The sequence below is a fragment of the Alcaligenes sp. DN25 genome, from assembly GCF_023674485.1.
Lineage (GTDB): Bacteria > Pseudomonadota > Gammaproteobacteria > Burkholderiales > Burkholderiaceae_B > Alcaligenes > Alcaligenes phenolicus.
Window position 1 is genome coordinate 1670697 of record NZ_CP098408.1, and the last position, 13406, is coordinate 1684102.

General features: G+C 55.6%; 15 protein-coding genes. 4 read left to right on the forward strand and 11 right to left on the reverse strand.

All coding sequences use genetic code 11. The features are described from left to right. Window positions 1-216 precede the first annotated feature (216 nt). Together NBV64_RS07750 and NBV64_RS07755 are read right to left on the reverse strand one after the other, a co-directional pair. On the reverse strand, window positions 217-1032 hold the full coding sequence (locus NBV64_RS07750; protein WP_250757022.1) for an META and DUF4377 domain-containing protein: 816 nt from the start codon (window positions 1030-1032) through the stop codon (window positions 217-219). A gap of 107 nt (window positions 1033-1139) precedes the next feature. Further along, window positions 1140-1847 carry a tellurite resistance TerB family protein gene (locus tag NBV64_RS07755; RefSeq protein WP_026482931.1) on the reverse strand — a complete coding sequence of 236 codons (708 nt, stop codon included), beginning with the start codon at window positions 1845-1847 and terminating at the stop codon, window positions 1140-1142. Between the two features lie 209 nt (window positions 1848-2056). Here NBV64_RS07755 and NBV64_RS07760 point away from each other — a divergent pair, with 209 nt between their 5' ends. After that, complete coding sequence (locus NBV64_RS07760; RefSeq protein WP_250757023.1) at window positions 2057-3199, forward strand: ABC transporter substrate-binding protein; 1143 nt, start codon at window positions 2057-2059, stop codon at window positions 3197-3199. An 88-nt stretch (window positions 3200-3287) separates the two neighbouring features. Here the strand turns inward: NBV64_RS07760 and NBV64_RS07765 are convergent, their stop codons facing one another. From NBV64_RS07765 to NBV64_RS07780, 4 genes are all read right to left on the reverse strand, one after another. Continuing rightward, on the reverse strand, window positions 3288-3554 hold the full coding sequence (locus tag NBV64_RS07765; protein WP_230940605.1) for a DUF3892 domain-containing protein: 267 nt from the start codon (window positions 3552-3554) through the stop codon (window positions 3288-3290). 87 nt (window positions 3555-3641) lie between these two features. Continuing rightward, a complete protein-coding gene (locus NBV64_RS07770) occupies window positions 3642-4328 on the reverse strand; it encodes a 3'-5' exonuclease (RefSeq protein WP_009455576.1) in 687 nt (228 codons plus the stop codon). Window positions 4329-4641: 313 nt separating this feature from the next. Then, the gene (locus NBV64_RS07775; protein ID WP_250757024.1) at window positions 4642-6090 is read right to left on the reverse strand and encodes a GGDEF domain-containing protein; all 1449 of its coding nucleotides are present in this window, start codon (window positions 6088-6090) and stop codon (window positions 4642-4644) included. Window positions 6091-6271: 181 nt separating this feature from the next. Then, window positions 6272-6538, reverse strand: coding sequence for a hypothetical protein (locus NBV64_RS07780; protein ID WP_009455580.1), 267 nt, complete (start codon window positions 6536-6538; stop codon window positions 6272-6274). A 544-nt stretch (window positions 6539-7082) separates the two neighbouring features. Between NBV64_RS07780 and NBV64_RS07785 the strand changes: the two genes are divergently transcribed. Next, window positions 7083-7952 carry an MOSC domain-containing protein gene (locus NBV64_RS07785; protein ID WP_250757025.1) on the forward strand — a complete coding sequence of 290 codons (870 nt, stop codon included), beginning with the start codon at window positions 7083-7085 and terminating at the stop codon, window positions 7950-7952. Between the two features lie 18 nt (window positions 7953-7970). Here the strand turns inward: NBV64_RS07785 and NBV64_RS07790 are convergent, their stop codons facing one another. Beyond that, the gene (locus tag NBV64_RS07790; RefSeq protein ID WP_250757026.1) at window positions 7971-8432 is read right to left on the reverse strand and encodes an Lrp/AsnC family transcriptional regulator; all 462 of its coding nucleotides are present in this window, start codon (window positions 8430-8432) and stop codon (window positions 7971-7973) included. Window positions 8433-8578: 146 nt separating this feature from the next. Here NBV64_RS07790 and metC point away from each other — a divergent pair, with 146 nt between their 5' ends. Continuing rightward, window positions 8579-9802, forward strand: a complete 1224-nt coding sequence (metC, locus tag NBV64_RS07795) for a cystathionine beta-lyase (RefSeq protein ID WP_250757027.1) — start codon at window positions 8579-8581, stop codon at window positions 9800-9802. On the opposite strand, the gene NBV64_RS07800 is transcribed toward metC, so the two are convergent. The 4 genes from NBV64_RS07800 to NBV64_RS07815 form a co-directional block, all read right to left on the reverse strand. Then, window positions 9782-10255: a hypothetical protein gene (locus NBV64_RS07800; protein WP_009455589.1), complete on the reverse strand. Its 474-nt coding sequence runs from the start codon at window positions 10253-10255 to the stop codon at window positions 9782-9784. The genes metC and NBV64_RS07800 overlap by 21 nt on opposite strands. Before the next feature lie 158 nt (window positions 10256-10413). Next, window positions 10414-10827 carry an NUDIX hydrolase gene (locus tag NBV64_RS07805; RefSeq protein WP_035268238.1) on the reverse strand — a complete coding sequence of 138 codons (414 nt, stop codon included), beginning with the start codon at window positions 10825-10827 and terminating at the stop codon, window positions 10414-10416. 46 nt (window positions 10828-10873) lie between these two features. Beyond that, window positions 10874-11263 (reverse strand): YbaN family protein, encoded by a 390-nt coding sequence (locus tag NBV64_RS07810; RefSeq protein ID WP_009455593.1) that lies wholly within the window; start codon window positions 11261-11263, stop codon window positions 10874-10876. Window positions 11264-11265: 2 nt separating this feature from the next. Further along, the gene (locus tag NBV64_RS07815; RefSeq protein WP_009455594.1) at window positions 11266-11856 is read right to left on the reverse strand and encodes a peroxidase-related enzyme; all 591 of its coding nucleotides are present in this window, start codon (window positions 11854-11856) and stop codon (window positions 11266-11268) included. A 177-nt stretch (window positions 11857-12033) separates the two neighbouring features. Between NBV64_RS07815 and argG the strand changes: the two genes are divergently transcribed. Beyond that, the gene (gene argG, locus NBV64_RS07820; protein ID WP_035268236.1) at window positions 12034-13368 is read left to right on the forward strand and encodes an argininosuccinate synthase; all 1335 of its coding nucleotides are present in this window, start codon (window positions 12034-12036) and stop codon (window positions 13366-13368) included. Window positions 13369-13406: the final 38 nt, after the last annotated feature.

Sequence of the window (13406 nt, forward strand, 5' to 3'; positions counted from 1 at the left end):
GACTAGGTTCAAAGCATGGCAGTGAGTAACTATTTGTGGCTCCGAATGTGCTGTTTCTTATGGGCTTTAGAGGATCTGAACCAGGACAGTTTGCTTCCTGGCTCGAAAAAAATGTCCCTGAAATAAATAGCCCCAAGGCCGGAATCAACTCCAACCTTGGGGCTATGCGATCACGTCGTCAGTGCAAAAAGCGCTTGGACGACCTTGCTGCGTGAGTTACTTGCTGACTTGTTCGGACTCTACAACCATGTCCAGAACATCGGCCTTGGACGAGGCGTCTGCAGGCACGTTCTTCAGTTCGTAGCGGTTGATACGCAGCACGTTACGAACGCCAGGAGTATGGGTGTAGCCCTCGATGTCGCCGTAGTAGTACATCCAGTCACCCGTGTAGGTCTTGACGCCCGAATCGCTGTACTGGATCTCGCGTACCTTCAGGCACTGGTAGTTTGGAATCAGGGGGTGGGAGCACTTCTCTTTTTGTGCAGCCACTTCCAGGAACACACGGGTAGGCTCGCTGCCGTAACGGGTCGTTGCAGTAGGTTCACCTTTCAGGCGCCATTTGGTGCCGTCTTTAAAGTTCAGGGTAAGGACCGGTGCTGGATTATCCGGTGCGGAATCGGCCTTGGCCATGCTCCAGTCTGTCGCTGTAGGCAACAATTTGCCAACGGCTTGTTCGTTGCGCATCAACTCGGGGTCCGAGCACATTTTCATGGTGCTGACTGGCGAGGTAAAGGTGATTTTGGAACCGTTGATGGTGTAGCCGCTGCCCAGGACATTACACAGATTGTCTACCGACATCATGGTGTCAGTGAAATTCAAGGTGACTTGCTCGCCGCCTGCGCCAGGTATGGCGGGGGCTGGCTGGCCGTCTTTGCCGGTAGTGGCAAACAGACGCCAGTGATAAGCCTGCAGAGAGGTTTCTTTATCCATTTGGCGCTCGGAAGTCGCGGTGTTGCTGTTGTTTGGAGCCGCGCAAGCGGCCAGACCCATTAAGGCCAATGTACCAATCGTCAACTTGAGGGTGTTTTTCATGAGTGGTTTCCTTGATGAGTCGTGGGCTGCATTGGGAGTGTCAGCCCGGGGTTGAAAAATAAAACAATCAGAGTGGGGGTGTTCTGATGGAACGGTCCCACTCCCGATCAAGCTTGGGGTAAAGCTTGTACTTGATTATCCAGACTTTCGCGCAAGGAGTTTGGCAAGGATAGTAAACGTGCCAGCTCGTCCAGATACGCGCGTTCCATATAGCTTTGCTCATCAATGACGATGGCACTGGTCAAGTAGATTTCAGCGGACATCTCGGGCGTTTGCGCCAATTGGGCGATGGCTTGCGGGTCAACCGGTTTGAGCAGTTCTTGCGACAGCCAGAGACGGGCTTGTTCGGGGGCGGCCATTTTGCTGATTTCCGCGTCAATCAATTCGCGCTCGGCATCACCGATATGGCCGTCTGCCTTGGCAGCGGAGACCAGAGCGGCCAGGATGACCATGGCATGGGTATCGGCCGGACCGTTGGAAGCCAGCGGTAGCGGGGCGGCTGGGATCGCTTGCACGGGTGTTGGGGCCGCTTGCTGGCCCGCATTTTGTTCCTGCCAGTTCTGATAGACCTTGACGGCCAGGGCACCCAAGGCAGCGGCTCCGCCGTACGCGGCCATGGAACCGCCCATTTTGCGGAACTTCTTGTTGCCCAGCAGGACGCCCAGAACGCCGCCTACCACAGCGCCGCCACCAAAACCACCGGCTTGTTCACTGATCTTCTTACCCAGGCCGGAGGAGTTCAATTGGCCTTGACCTTGTTTTAGTGCGCTTTGGCCGCTTTGCAGAATTTGTTGCAGCATTTGCTGAAGTGACATGGGATCGCTCTATGAAAGGTAAACAGTAGCTTCGTTATAAACTACTTTATTGTGTGTGCCCGCGTACAATTGTAAGCAGACCTGCCAGAGCAAATCGTTCAATAAGACGTGTGCGGCACGGGGAATTTGGTATCTTATGCCAGATCAATACATATAAGCGCGGCTGCGCTGATATCAAGGGGGGAAGGGCTTAACTGGCTCTGCACATTATGAAATTGACTCGAACTGCTTTCGCTTTGTCCGTTGTTCTGGCCACACCGGCTCAATCACAGGTCAAGATTGGCGTGATCGCCTCGGCCACTGGACCGACCGCCGTGGTCGGTTTGCCGCAGCGCAATACCGTGCCGCTGCTGCCTACCAAGGTTGGCGATCTGACGGTTGAATATGTCTCCCTGGATGATGCCAGCGACCCGAACCAAACGGTGACGCTGTTCAAGAAAATGATTTCCGAGGACAAGATTGATGCCTTGATCGGGCCTACCGGCTCGCCCAATGCCATGAGTCTGATTCAGTTTGCGGCCGATTCGGGCACGCCTGTGCTGGCACCGGTGGGCGCGGCGTCCGTCGTGCTGCCCATGACCGAGCAAAAGAAATGGGTTTTTAAAACGACCCAGAACGACGACATTATTGCTCAGGCCCTGGTCAAGCATATGGTCGATACCGGCGTGAAAACAGCCGGTTTCCTGGGCTTTAACGATGCCTATGGCGAGAGCTGGTTGACCGTGTTCAAGGAACTGGCCGAGGCGAATAATATCAAGATTGTGGCCACTGAGCGTTATGTGCGTTCCGATACCTCGGTAACAGGCCAGGCCTTGAAGATTTACGCGGCCAAACCAGACGTGGTCCTGGTAGCCGGCACTGGCGCTGCGGCTGTTCTGCCACAAGTGACGCTGGTTAAGCAAGGTTACAAAGGGCAAATTTACCAAACTCACGGTGCTGCGCTGCCTGCGTTCTTGAGCCTGGGTGGCGAGCAGGTTGAAGGCACTATTCTGGCGGCCAGCCTGATGTTGGTCTTGCCTGAAATTGCCGATAGCAATCCGTCCAAGCCTATCGCGCAGGACTACATCCAGCGCTATACCGAGCGTTACGGTCAGGCTCCCGCTACATTTGGTGCCAACGTGTACGACGCTGGTCTTTTGCTGGAAAAGGCAATTCCTGAGGCGGCTACCAAGGCCAAACCCGGTACGCCGGAGTTCCGTTCGGCTTTGCGTGATGCGCTGGAGCAAACCCGTGATCTGGTGGCTACTCAAGGTGTGTATACCATGTCGCCCGAAGACCATAGCGGCTTTGACGAGCGTGGTCGCGAGCTGATTACGGTACGTAATGGCCAATGGCATTTGCTCAAGCCTTAAACAGGTTTTAAGGCAGGCATGGAAAAACGCGGCTTAAAGCCGCGTTTTCTGTTTTTCTTGAAGGAAAGTGGAGGGAGGACCGGCTTGCTTAACCGGCCTGGCTGGGAAGGCTGAGCAAAATATGAGGCTCTTCAACTTCAAGCTCAGTTTTCAGGTACTTGGCACCAAAACGGCTGAGCGCCACGATCAGTTTGGCGGGAATGCCATCCAGAAGAATGTAATAGTCCTCCTGGCCCTGCTCAATTTGCTGGACCACATCCGGTTGAGAGCGTTGCCAGCCTGCGCCTCCAAGATGGGTGATTCGTTCGTAAGGGTCCCGACGCATATCTTTCGTGACGTATGCAACCTCGATCATTTGCCACCTCATGAAGTTCTTGTTGGGACCTTCATCATTGGGCATATGATGGCTGACAGCCATTAGGGATTTTACGAACCTTGAGGTTTAGACCTTCAAGGCCTTGACCAGATAGGGATCCAGGTCTGGTTGACGCAGCAACCAGTTCTTGTAGTCCTGTGGTACATCGGCAATGGCCATGCCCTTGTGTTTGCCAAAATGCAAAATGGTGGGAATCCGGGCGTGCTCGGAGAGCTGCCACAACTGTTCCCAGGTATTGATGTTTTGCGTCAGGCCCAGCAAGTATTGCAGGAGTGCCAGGCAATTACGTACATCGGCCAAGGCGCTGTGCGCATTGCGCAGGCGCTCGCGGGCGTTGGCGCGATCAATGTGATAGATCAGGGCGGACTGGCTGTAGCTGTCCAGGCCTGGAATCAAGTGCCGGGCCAAGGCCAGAGTGCAAATCCGCTTGATATTGGGCGAACCGGCCACGCCCCAGTCGTAGTCCACGTTATGGCCAATGATGTATTGGGTGTCGGCAGGCAGCTTGAACTCGGTATGCGACGGGCAGTCTTGCAGCTCTTCGTCGTAAATGTGGTGGGTGGCCAGCGCACCCAGAGAATTGGCTTCATCAGGCCGGTAGCGTTGCTCGAATTCTTCATTGACCAGCAAGAAGACAGGGTCGCTTAAACGCAGCCAGGCTGCCTCGATGACTTGAGGTTTGGCAGTGCCGGTGGTTTCAGTATCAAACAGCAGGGCAGACATACGGGAATCGCTAACAGACAAAGCCGTCATGGTAGTGCATGTGCCCCGCTTTGCCTATACGGGTTTCAGGCGAAAGCCTTCGGGAACGCCCCAGCGATTGGTGCGTAGCAGCCAGTGGGTCTGGCAGCTCAGGCAGCGGTACTGGGTCTCATGAGCCCCGTCAGGAGAGGGAGGATGCTGTCCCAGTAAACGCAAGTCAGCATGCGCTTGGCTAGTACTTAATCCCTGTGGCAAGGTTAAACACGCTTGGCACAAGGGCGAGCCGTAAACTGACGCCATATCACCGCTCCCTGATGTTTTGTTTCGTATTGACACATCAGTATCGGTTTGCTTACGGATAGCGTCAAGTCTTCGTTTGTGGTTCGGCGAAATGATAGGAAAAACTCTGATCCCGACCGGCACGTTTTGCCTCGTACAGGGCTGTGTCGGCCTGACGAAGCAGAGCATGCAGATCCAGCGTGGAGGCTTCCAGAGTCGCGACACCCAGGCTGGCCGTCATGGTCAGTTGCTGCTCGTTATCCAGGGCCAGGGGCCGCAGAGCAATACTTTTGCGTACGCGCTCGGCCACGGCATGGGCTTGGGTGGCGCTGCAGTCGGGCAGCAAGATGCCAAATTCCTCGCCACCCAATCGACCGCACAAGTCTGTATCGCGCAAAGCCAGGGAAATACGCTGGGTGATGGCGCTCAAGGCCAGGTCACCGACATGGTGGCCGTGGGTGTCGTTAATGGGTTTGAAGTGGTCGATGTCCAAAACAATGACGCTGACAGGAACGTGCCTTAGGCGACATTGAGTCAACATGGTCTGGCTTTGCTGATAAAAGGCCTGCTTGTTGAGCAAACCGGTCAGGGCATCGTGGTGAGCCAGCCGCTGGAGTTTTTCCACTGCCAGATTACGGGCTGAGATCAAGCTGGCACTGGTAATGGAGGCGAGTGCAATGGAGGCAATGCCAATGCGCAGCGACAGCAGATCCAGCGAGGTATATAGCTGGCTGGGCAGGAAGTAGACCGGCTGGCTCAGGGCGAACAGTGTCCAGAGCACATAGAACAAGGTCAACAAGGTGGTGGAAAAGAGCGAGTAGCTCAGGGCGCACCACAATAAAGGCAGGACGGGAAAGGCCATGGAGCCGGGGCCGTCAATCAGCAAACTCAGCAAGCTGGTCAGTAATAAGGACAGGGCGGGTGCCAACTGGGCCAGACTCATCAAATGGGGCTCGTTCCAGTACTCCATGAAACGGCGTATGGGGCGGGCCGGGGCAGTCAGGATGACGGGCAAAATAGCGGTGTAGGAGATCATGCCGGTCAGCATCCAGGACAGGATGGCCAGCGACAAGGCTTGAGAGGTATGTAAAGACAGGGCAATGCCGCCTAGCAGGGCGGAAAGGACACAGGCCAGCCCGTAGTAGGCAGCCAGGGTCAGCATGGCCTGAGGGCGGCGCAAGGACAGGTCCAGCAGCGGATTGCGGATGATCAGCCAGTATGCCAGCCCGACACCACTGACATTGGCCAAGGTCAGCAAAAGGGCAATAGGCAGGGGATTGCGGGCGATCAGTTCGGCACACAGATAGGCCAGAACAACAATGACCCAGTTTAGGAACTGGCTGGCCCAATCCGGGCGACGAATAAACAGGCCCAGCAGCACGGCCTCGGCAGGCCAGAAGATGGTCAGGGCGTCGTAATGGCGCAGCTTGGTGCCCAGCAGGGTCAGGATCAAGACCAGGCTGAACAGGAAAAAACGGGAGAGATAGGAATAGCGCCGCGGCGGGCGCAAGCAGGAAGCCTGCTTTGATTTCATATCCGTTGCCATAGGAGCGCACGCTCGTCGTGGACGCTTTACAGCGTCGGATAAGTTTCAAGCCGCCACTATTTTAGGATGAAAGCAGGAATGTTTCTTGCAAATTGTAATTATCTGTTTGCAAATGAAATAAATACGGGGAGTTGGGTTCCGCTCCCCGTATTCATTAGCAGGCAAAGCCTTAGTTCAAGGCTGGCAAAGGGTGGCGCGGAGCCACGTGATGCACGTCCTGCAGGCGGAAACGGAAACGCACGTTGGCGTCCTGGTTCTGCGCGTCTGCCGTATAGGTGGTGCAGCCATGTACAGGCGAGCTGAAAATTACGGTACCCGCCATGCGAGGGCCGTTCTTGGGTTGCAAGTAAACGGTATCGCCAATGCGAATATCGGTCTTGTTCAAGGCAATATGCTCAGGGCGCGATACCAAACCGGTTGGATAGATATTTTTCATAATTTTTTTCCTTATCGTGTGGCGTCATTACATCGTTTTTTTATTGAGATTTGATGACACCATGATGGATCGGTCTCCACACGGAGGCCAAGCCATTGCTATTTCAATGTAGAGCCGCGCTGGTCGAACAAATGTCAGGCAGACGTGCTCTGTGGCAGCATGGACAGCGCCTTATTCGTTTGCCAAGCAAATGGACGGAGCGAGTCCGCTACGATGCAAAAAATAAGTCTGGATGTGGCTGTCGTCGCCGTGGTGAATGAATACCCGCATGTTTGGGGACATGCCAGAAGGTCAAAGGGACCTGTTTTGCGTGGGTACATTCAAAAAAATGTTGATCGCACTTTCTTGATGTAATGGTATGTTGGTGCAATCAATTGACTATTAACTCATAGCTTTGCGCTGTTGTCAAGTGTTGGTGCGAAATAGATTTTCAGAGTCGATGTTTCTGATCCACTTCTTTGCAATCAGTCTCCAAAGCAGGGGCAGGCAGGCGCTCAGCCTGTTTTAGAATAAGTCCCTTAACTTGCCTTTTTTGTTGCGACTCATGATTACCATCACTGGCCTTTTTACCCATCCCATCAAATCCTGTGCCGCCCAGGCCCATCCGCAGGGCGTGGAGGTCAGCGTTGCGGGCCTGGCCTTTGACCGAGAGTGGGTTGTTGTTGACCAACAGGGCGTATTCATGACTCAACGTCGCTGGCCGCGCATGGCCTTGATTCAGCCAGTGGTGCAGGACGGGCGGATTACTGTGCAAGCGCCTGGTATGGATTCTTTGTCCTGGTCTCTGGATGCCCCGGCAGGGGATAACGTCGCTGTGTCCGTGCGTATCTGGAGTTCAGATACCTTGGGCCGGGACGAGGGCGATCAGGTCGCGCAATGGTTCAGCGACTTTTTGCAGACTCCTTGCCGGGTATTGCGTAACCATAGCCGCTCAAGGCGTTATGTACTGACCGAACGTGTGCGTCCCTGGGAAGAAAAGTCCCAGGGCTGGCGTCAGATTGGTGATCAGATCAATGGTTTTGGTTTTGCAGATGCGCTGCCTTTTCTGTTTACCAATGAGGCGTCCCTGGAAGAGCTGAACCGCCTGGTGCAACAGTCAGGTGAGCAGGCCGTACCCATGAATCGTTTCCGCGCGAATGTGGTATTTGAGGGCCTGCCCGCGTATGAAGAAGACTATGTGCTGGGTGTCAGCAGTGAAGGCTTGAGCTTTGCCTTTATCCGCCCTTGTACTCGTTGCCCTATGCCCAATGTGAATCAGCTGACAGGGGATGTGGGTACTCAACCCGGCCTGGCCCTGGCACAAAGCCGTCAGTTCCCGCAAGGGACCTTGTTTGGCATGCAGGCCATGCTGGTTGAATCCAAACCTCAGAGACTGAGTATCGGCCAGACGCTGGATGTGGAATACAGCTTTTAAGCCTTGCACCACACTGGATCAGGCGTAGTCCAGGGGCAGACGGGTCGTGAACTTGATCTGCTCCATGGCGAAACTGGAGCTGACGTCGGTCAGCTCTATTTCCGAGATCAGGCGCTGGTAAACACGGTCAAAGCTTTTGATGTCAGGCACAACCACGCGCAGCAAATAGTCGGTATCGCCGCTCATGCGATAGAACTCCACAATTTGCGGGATCGCCTCCACCACGGCCGAAAACTGGCTGTACCACTGTTTGTTGTGCTGATTGGTCTTGATGGCCACAAACACCGTCACCCCGACATTCAGCTTTTCAGAGCTGAGCAAAGCCACCCGTTTTCCGATATAGCCTTCCTGCTCCAGGCGTTGTATGCGTCGCCAGCAGGGTGTGCTGGACAAACCCACCCGATCGGCAATTTCCTGGATGGCCAAGGTGGCATCGTTTTGGAGGATCTCCAGAATGTGCTTGTCGAATTTGTCCAGCATAAAAATAATTTCCCAATAATCTTGCTGATTGTAGGTTTTTATTCTCGGAATTCTGCCTACAATAGCGTGAAAACGCAATAATTGCCCTTGGGCTCTTGCGTAGACTGTTTCCATTCATCTCTAGCGATCTGGATCAGGAAAACAGCATGCAGGACTGCAATTATCAACATACCCGTTTGACCCATGTAGGACGGGACACCAGCGTGTCGGCTGGTTTTGTGAATGTGCCCGTTTGTCGCGGCTCCACGATCCTGGCCGACAATCTGGAACAATGGGCGCAGCGCAAGGAGCCCGATAATCCCTACGCCTCTTATGGTCGCTTCACTAATCCCACCTTGCAAGCCTTGACGCAGGCCGTGGCCGAGCTGGAAGGCGGTTTTCAGGCCAGTTTGTTTCCCTCTGGATTGGCGGCCTGTACTCATGCCTTGTTGGGCATGCTGGAAGTTGGAGATCATTTGCTGATACCGGATTCAGTCTATGGACCGGTACGCGCGTTTGCCCAGCAGGTGCTGGCTAGCCGCATGGGTATTCAGGTGCAGTTCTATGAGCCGTCTTTGGGTGACGGCATGGCCAGCCTGATTCGTCCCAATACCAAGGTGGTGTACGTAGAGTCGCCCGGTTCGGCCACCTTCGAGATTCAGGATATTCCTGCGATTGCTCGCTGCGCACAGGCGGTGGGGGCGTATGTGCTCTTGGACAATACCTGGGCTACTCCCTTGTTCTTCCAGCCCTTCGAGCATGGTGTGGACGTATCCATTCAGGCGGCCACCAAGTATCTGACCGGGCATTCCGATGCCTTGCTGGGAATTGCCACCGCGAATGAGCGCGCCTGGCCGTTGCTGCGTCGTGCTGCACATGATTTTGGTCAGACAGCCGGTCCTGACGATGCCTTTTTGGCGCTACGCGGCATGCGTACTTTAGGTGTGCGTTTGCGTCAGCACCAAGCCAGTGCCTTGCAGATTGCCCGTTTTCTGGAGAATCACCCGCAGGTTCAGCAGGTGTTGCATCCGGCATTGGAATCGCATCCCGGTCATGCCATCTGGAAGCGGGATTTCACCGGCTCTACCGGCTTGTTTGGCCTTGTGCTGGAACCCTTGAGCGAAGCGCAGTTATCCTGCTTTTTCAAGACCTTGTGCCTGTTTGGCATCGGTCTGTCCTGGGGGGGCTTCGAGAGTCTGGCTCTACCCATGGATATGCCCAAACGCAATGGGAAAGCCTTGCTCGGGGAAGGGCAGTTGTTGCGTTTGCATGTGGGGTTGGAAGAGCCCCAGCACTTGCAGCAAGACCTGGAACAGGCTTTGGACGCGGCTTATGCGCTCAACACGTCCAGAAGCACAAGTGGGCTGCGTTTAGTTGCCCAGCAGGCTTAACTGCTGGTTTTCCTGCCTGGCGATCAGGCGACGAGTCTGTTCTTCGCTGATGTCCAGGCTGGGATCATCCAAAGAAGGTTGAGCGGGGCTGGAGATGCTTTCTGCAATCCGGTTCCAGCGCAGTCCCAGTTTGCTGGGTTTGGCCGGGCGACGACGGCTGCGCGGGGCGGTTTCGTGCTGGTCAGGCGAGTACTGGGTCAGATCAAACTGGCCAGTGACGATCCCGACTTGCTTGAGCAGAACCATGGCCTGCAAGGGGCTTTTGAAACTGCGCGGATCTTTGCTGCGGGCGGTAACCAGCACGGCCTGACCGGCACGCGTGGCCACTTGTACAAAAAAATGATTGCCTTGTCCTTTGATGGACACACCTAAAATCCCCCCGGCTTGCGTGGCGGCACGCAGCTGCTGCAGGGTAAAGGTGACGATTGCGCCTTGACAGGGCAAAGAGGACATAAATTAGCGCTCAATAAAGAAAGCCCGCCGTTGCGGGCTGGTCGGGCAAATAGCTGCGTCCCCAAAAGAGGGGACTCAAGGGCGACATTATGCCAAAAAATAGGCGGTTCGTGGCTTGGACGGCACAAGACGGACGGAAGTCTTGTGCGGGCTGGCACTCAGGCGGCGGCCTGGGCGCACAGGCGCGGCAGAATGTGATTAGCCAGCAAGGGGGCTAGCGTTAGCGAACGGATTTCCTGCGGGCTGACCCAGCGTGCTTCTTCCAGCTCGGCGGCGGCCTGGATTTCCCGGTTCACCGTCAAAGTGAAAACGTGGGCATGAACCACGTGGCCAGGTTCATTGGCGGCGGGGCTTTCAAAGTATGCTTCGTAGCGGGCCGAGGCGGTTTCTTCCGCTGTCAGGCCCAGTTCTTCGTCCAGTTCGCGTTGCAGGGCTTGCAAGGGCGTTTCACCTGCTTCCAGCTTGCCGCCTGCCTGCATGTAATAGGCGCTGCCACGTTTGCGGACCAGGAGAATTTGGCCTTCAGAGTTGGTGATGTAGGCGGCAGCCAGCAAGATGACAGGATTGGACATAGGTGTTTCAAGCAAAAAGGGTCAAGCCAGAATCGGTTCAAGCAGGCTATTTTTGCACAGGCTCGGAAGGGGTGTCATCCAGGGTTTTGGCACGCAGCAAATAGCGGGTGGCGAAAATGCCTGGAATCAAGAGTCCGAGTCGATACCAGCCCAGGTGACTGGTCAGCCAGGCCGAGACGGCCAGCGACAGCCACAACATGATCAGCGCCCGGCGTTTGGCCTGGCGGGTCAAGCCCTGGCCGTTCTCCCAATTGCGTAGGTATGGGCCCAGATGGCGTTGATCCAGCAGCCATTGATGAAAGCGGGGGGAGCTACGGGAAAAGCACCACGCGGCCAGCAGTACAAACGGCGTGGTAGGCAGCAAGGGTAAAACAGCGCCGGCAATCGCCAGCGCCACACAAATCCACCCGGCAAACAACAGGGCGTAACGCATCATGTTTAGCGGGGAACGCGTCCCAGCATGTAGAACTCGTCATTGCAGCGCATGGACATGAAGTTGGCCATGCGGTTACTCAGGCCAAAAAAGGCACTGATGCCGGCAATATCCCAGGCGTCCTCGTCGCTGAAACCGTGCTCGTGCAGGGCCTGGAAGTCGGCGTCTTCAATCTCCTGAGCGTTTTGCGAGACTTTCATGGCAAAGCTCAGCATGGCTTTTTGGCGCGCCGGAATATCGGCCTTGCGCCAGTTCACGGCAACCTGGTCTGCCACCAGGGGATTCTTGGCGCGGATGCGCAAGATGGCACCGTGGGCAATCACGCAGTAATGACACTGATTGGCGGCGGAGGTGGCCACCACAATCATTTCCCGGTCTGCATGGCTCAAACCACTGGGCTTTTCCATCAGCGCGTCGTGATAGGCGAAAAAGGCACGGAATTCGTCAGGACGGTGGGCCAGGGCCAGAAACACATTCGGAATAAAACCGGATTTTTCCTGGACGGCTTCAATTCGACTGCGAATATCCTCGGGCATTTCGGCCAGCGTGGGGACGGGATAGCGGCTGATAGCGGGTTGAGCGTGGGTCTCGGGCATGGCTTGTCTCCAGGTAAAAATGGATGTTCTAGTTCATCGAGTAATTAAATCCAGCTACGCAAAGGTGTCCAGGGTCGGTCAAGACGATATAATGACATATTGATCCTGCCGCGGGCAGGGCTCTACAAGAGAGCCTTACGGGCGGAACTGTACTTGCACACCACTACTGACGCGATAATGACAACCATCCTTGAATCTCTTCCAGTCGGCCAGAAGGTCGGCATTGCCTTTTCCGGTGGCCTGGACACCAGCGCTGCACTTTTGTGGATGCGCAACAAGGGCGCGATCCCTTACGCCTACACTGCGAACCTGGGCCAGCCTGACGAACCCGATTACGATGCGATTCCCCGCAAGGCCAAGGAATACGGTGCCACGCTGGCCCGTCTGGTGGACTGCCGTCAGCAACTGGTGGCTGAAGGGATTGCCGCCTTGCAGTGCAACGCCTTTCACATCACCACCGGTGGCGTAACCTACTTCAACACCACGCCTATTGGCCGTGCTGTTACCGGCACCATGCTGGTTGCCGCCATGAAAGAAGACGACGTCCATATCTGGGGCGACGGCAGCACCTACAAGGGCAATGACATCGAGCGTTTCTACCGCTACGGTTTGTTGACCAACCCTGAACTGAAGATTTACAAGCCTTGGCTGGACCAGACCTTCATTGATGAGCTGGGCGGCCGCGCCGAGATGTCCGAGTACATGCAGGAAAACGGCTTCGACTACAAGATGTCGGCCGAAAAAGCCTACTCCACCGACTCCAACATGCTGGGTGCCACACACGAAGCCAAGGATCTGGAGTACCTGAACGCCGGTATCAATATCGTCAAGCCCATCATGGGCGTGGCTTTCTGGCGTGACGATGTGGCCGTGGCTGCTGAAGAAGTGCGTGTGCGCTTTGAAGAAGGTCAGCCTGTCGCCCTGAACGGCGTGGAATTCTCCGACCCTGTGGAACTGATGCTGGAAGCCAACCGCATCGGTGGCCGTCATGGTCTGGGCATGAGCGATCAGATCGAAAACCGCATCATCGAAGCCAAGAGCCGTGGCATTTACGAAGCCCCCGGCATGGCCTTGCTGCACATTGCTTACGAGCGTTTGGTCACCGGCATCCACAACGAAGACACCATCGAACAGTACCGCATCAATGGTTTGCGTTTGGGCCGCTTGCTGTACCAAGGCCGCTGGTTTGACCCACAAGCCATCATGCTGCGTGAAACCGCCCAGCGCTGGGTGGCTCGTGCCGTAACTGGCGAAGTGACACTGGAACTGCGCCGCGGTAACGACTACTCCATTCTGGACACCGTCTCGCCTAACCTGACTTACAAGGCCGAGCGTCTGAGCATGGAAAAAGTGGACAGCATGTTCTCGCCACGCGACCGTATCGGTCAGCTGACCATGCGTAACCTGGACATCGTGGACACCCGCGACAAGCTGTTCACCTACACCCAGGCTGGCCTGTTGGCTCCTGCCGCTGGTTCGGCTGTGCCTCAGCTGAAAGACAGCAAGAAGTAAGACATGGCTTGCAGATCGGGGTGGCTCTGGGCAGCCCT

Excerpts from the sequence above, each read along its gene's own strand:
- argG (WP_035268236.1), top strand. The coding sequence starts at position 12,034 with ATGACAACCATCCTTGAATCTCTTCCAGTCGGCCAGAAGGTCGGCATT.
- NBV64_RS07800 (WP_009455589.1), bottom strand. The coding sequence starts at position 10,255 with ATGTCCTCTTTGCCCTGTCAAGGCGCAATCGTCACCTTTACCCTGCAG.
- NBV64_RS07780 (WP_009455580.1), bottom strand. The coding sequence starts at position 6,538 with ATGAAAAATATCTATCCAACCGGTTTGGTATCGCGCCCTGAGCATATT.
- NBV64_RS07755 (WP_026482931.1), bottom strand. The coding sequence starts at position 1,847 with ATGTCACTTCAGCAAATGCTGCAACAAATTCTGCAAAGCGGCCAAAGC.
- NBV64_RS07760 (WP_250757023.1), top strand. The coding sequence starts at position 2,057 with ATGAAATTGACTCGAACTGCTTTCGCTTTGTCCGTTGTTCTGGCCACA.
- NBV64_RS07765 (WP_230940605.1), bottom strand. The coding sequence starts at position 3,554 with ATGATCGAGGTTGCATACGTCACGAAAGATATGCGTCGGGACCCTTAC.
- NBV64_RS07785 (WP_250757025.1), top strand. The coding sequence starts at position 7,083 with ATGATTACCATCACTGGCCTTTTTACCCATCCCATCAAATCCTGTGCC.
- NBV64_RS07790 (WP_250757026.1), bottom strand. The coding sequence starts at position 8,432 with ATGCTGGACAAATTCGACAAGCACATTCTGGAGATCCTCCAAAACGAT.
- NBV64_RS07815 (WP_009455594.1), bottom strand. The coding sequence starts at position 11,856 with ATGCCCGAGACCCACGCTCAACCCGCTATCAGCCGCTATCCCGTCCCC.
- NBV64_RS07810 (WP_009455593.1), bottom strand. The coding sequence starts at position 11,263 with ATGATGCGTTACGCCCTGTTGTTTGCCGGGTGGATTTGTGTGGCGCTG.
- NBV64_RS07750 (WP_250757022.1), bottom strand. The coding sequence starts at position 1,032 with ATGAAAAACACCCTCAAGTTGACGATTGGTACATTGGCCTTAATGGGT.
- metC (WP_250757027.1), top strand. The coding sequence starts at position 8,579 with ATGCAGGACTGCAATTATCAACATACCCGTTTGACCCATGTAGGACGG.
- NBV64_RS07805 (WP_035268238.1), bottom strand. The coding sequence starts at position 10,827 with ATGTCCAATCCTGTCATCTTGCTGGCTGCCGCCTACATCACCAACTCT.
- NBV64_RS07775 (WP_250757024.1), bottom strand. The coding sequence starts at position 6,090 with ATGAAATCAAAGCAGGCTTCCTGCTTGCGCCCGCCGCGGCGCTATTCC.
- NBV64_RS07770 (WP_009455576.1), bottom strand. The coding sequence starts at position 4,328 with ATGACGGCTTTGTCTGTTAGCGATTCCCGTATGTCTGCCCTGCTGTTT.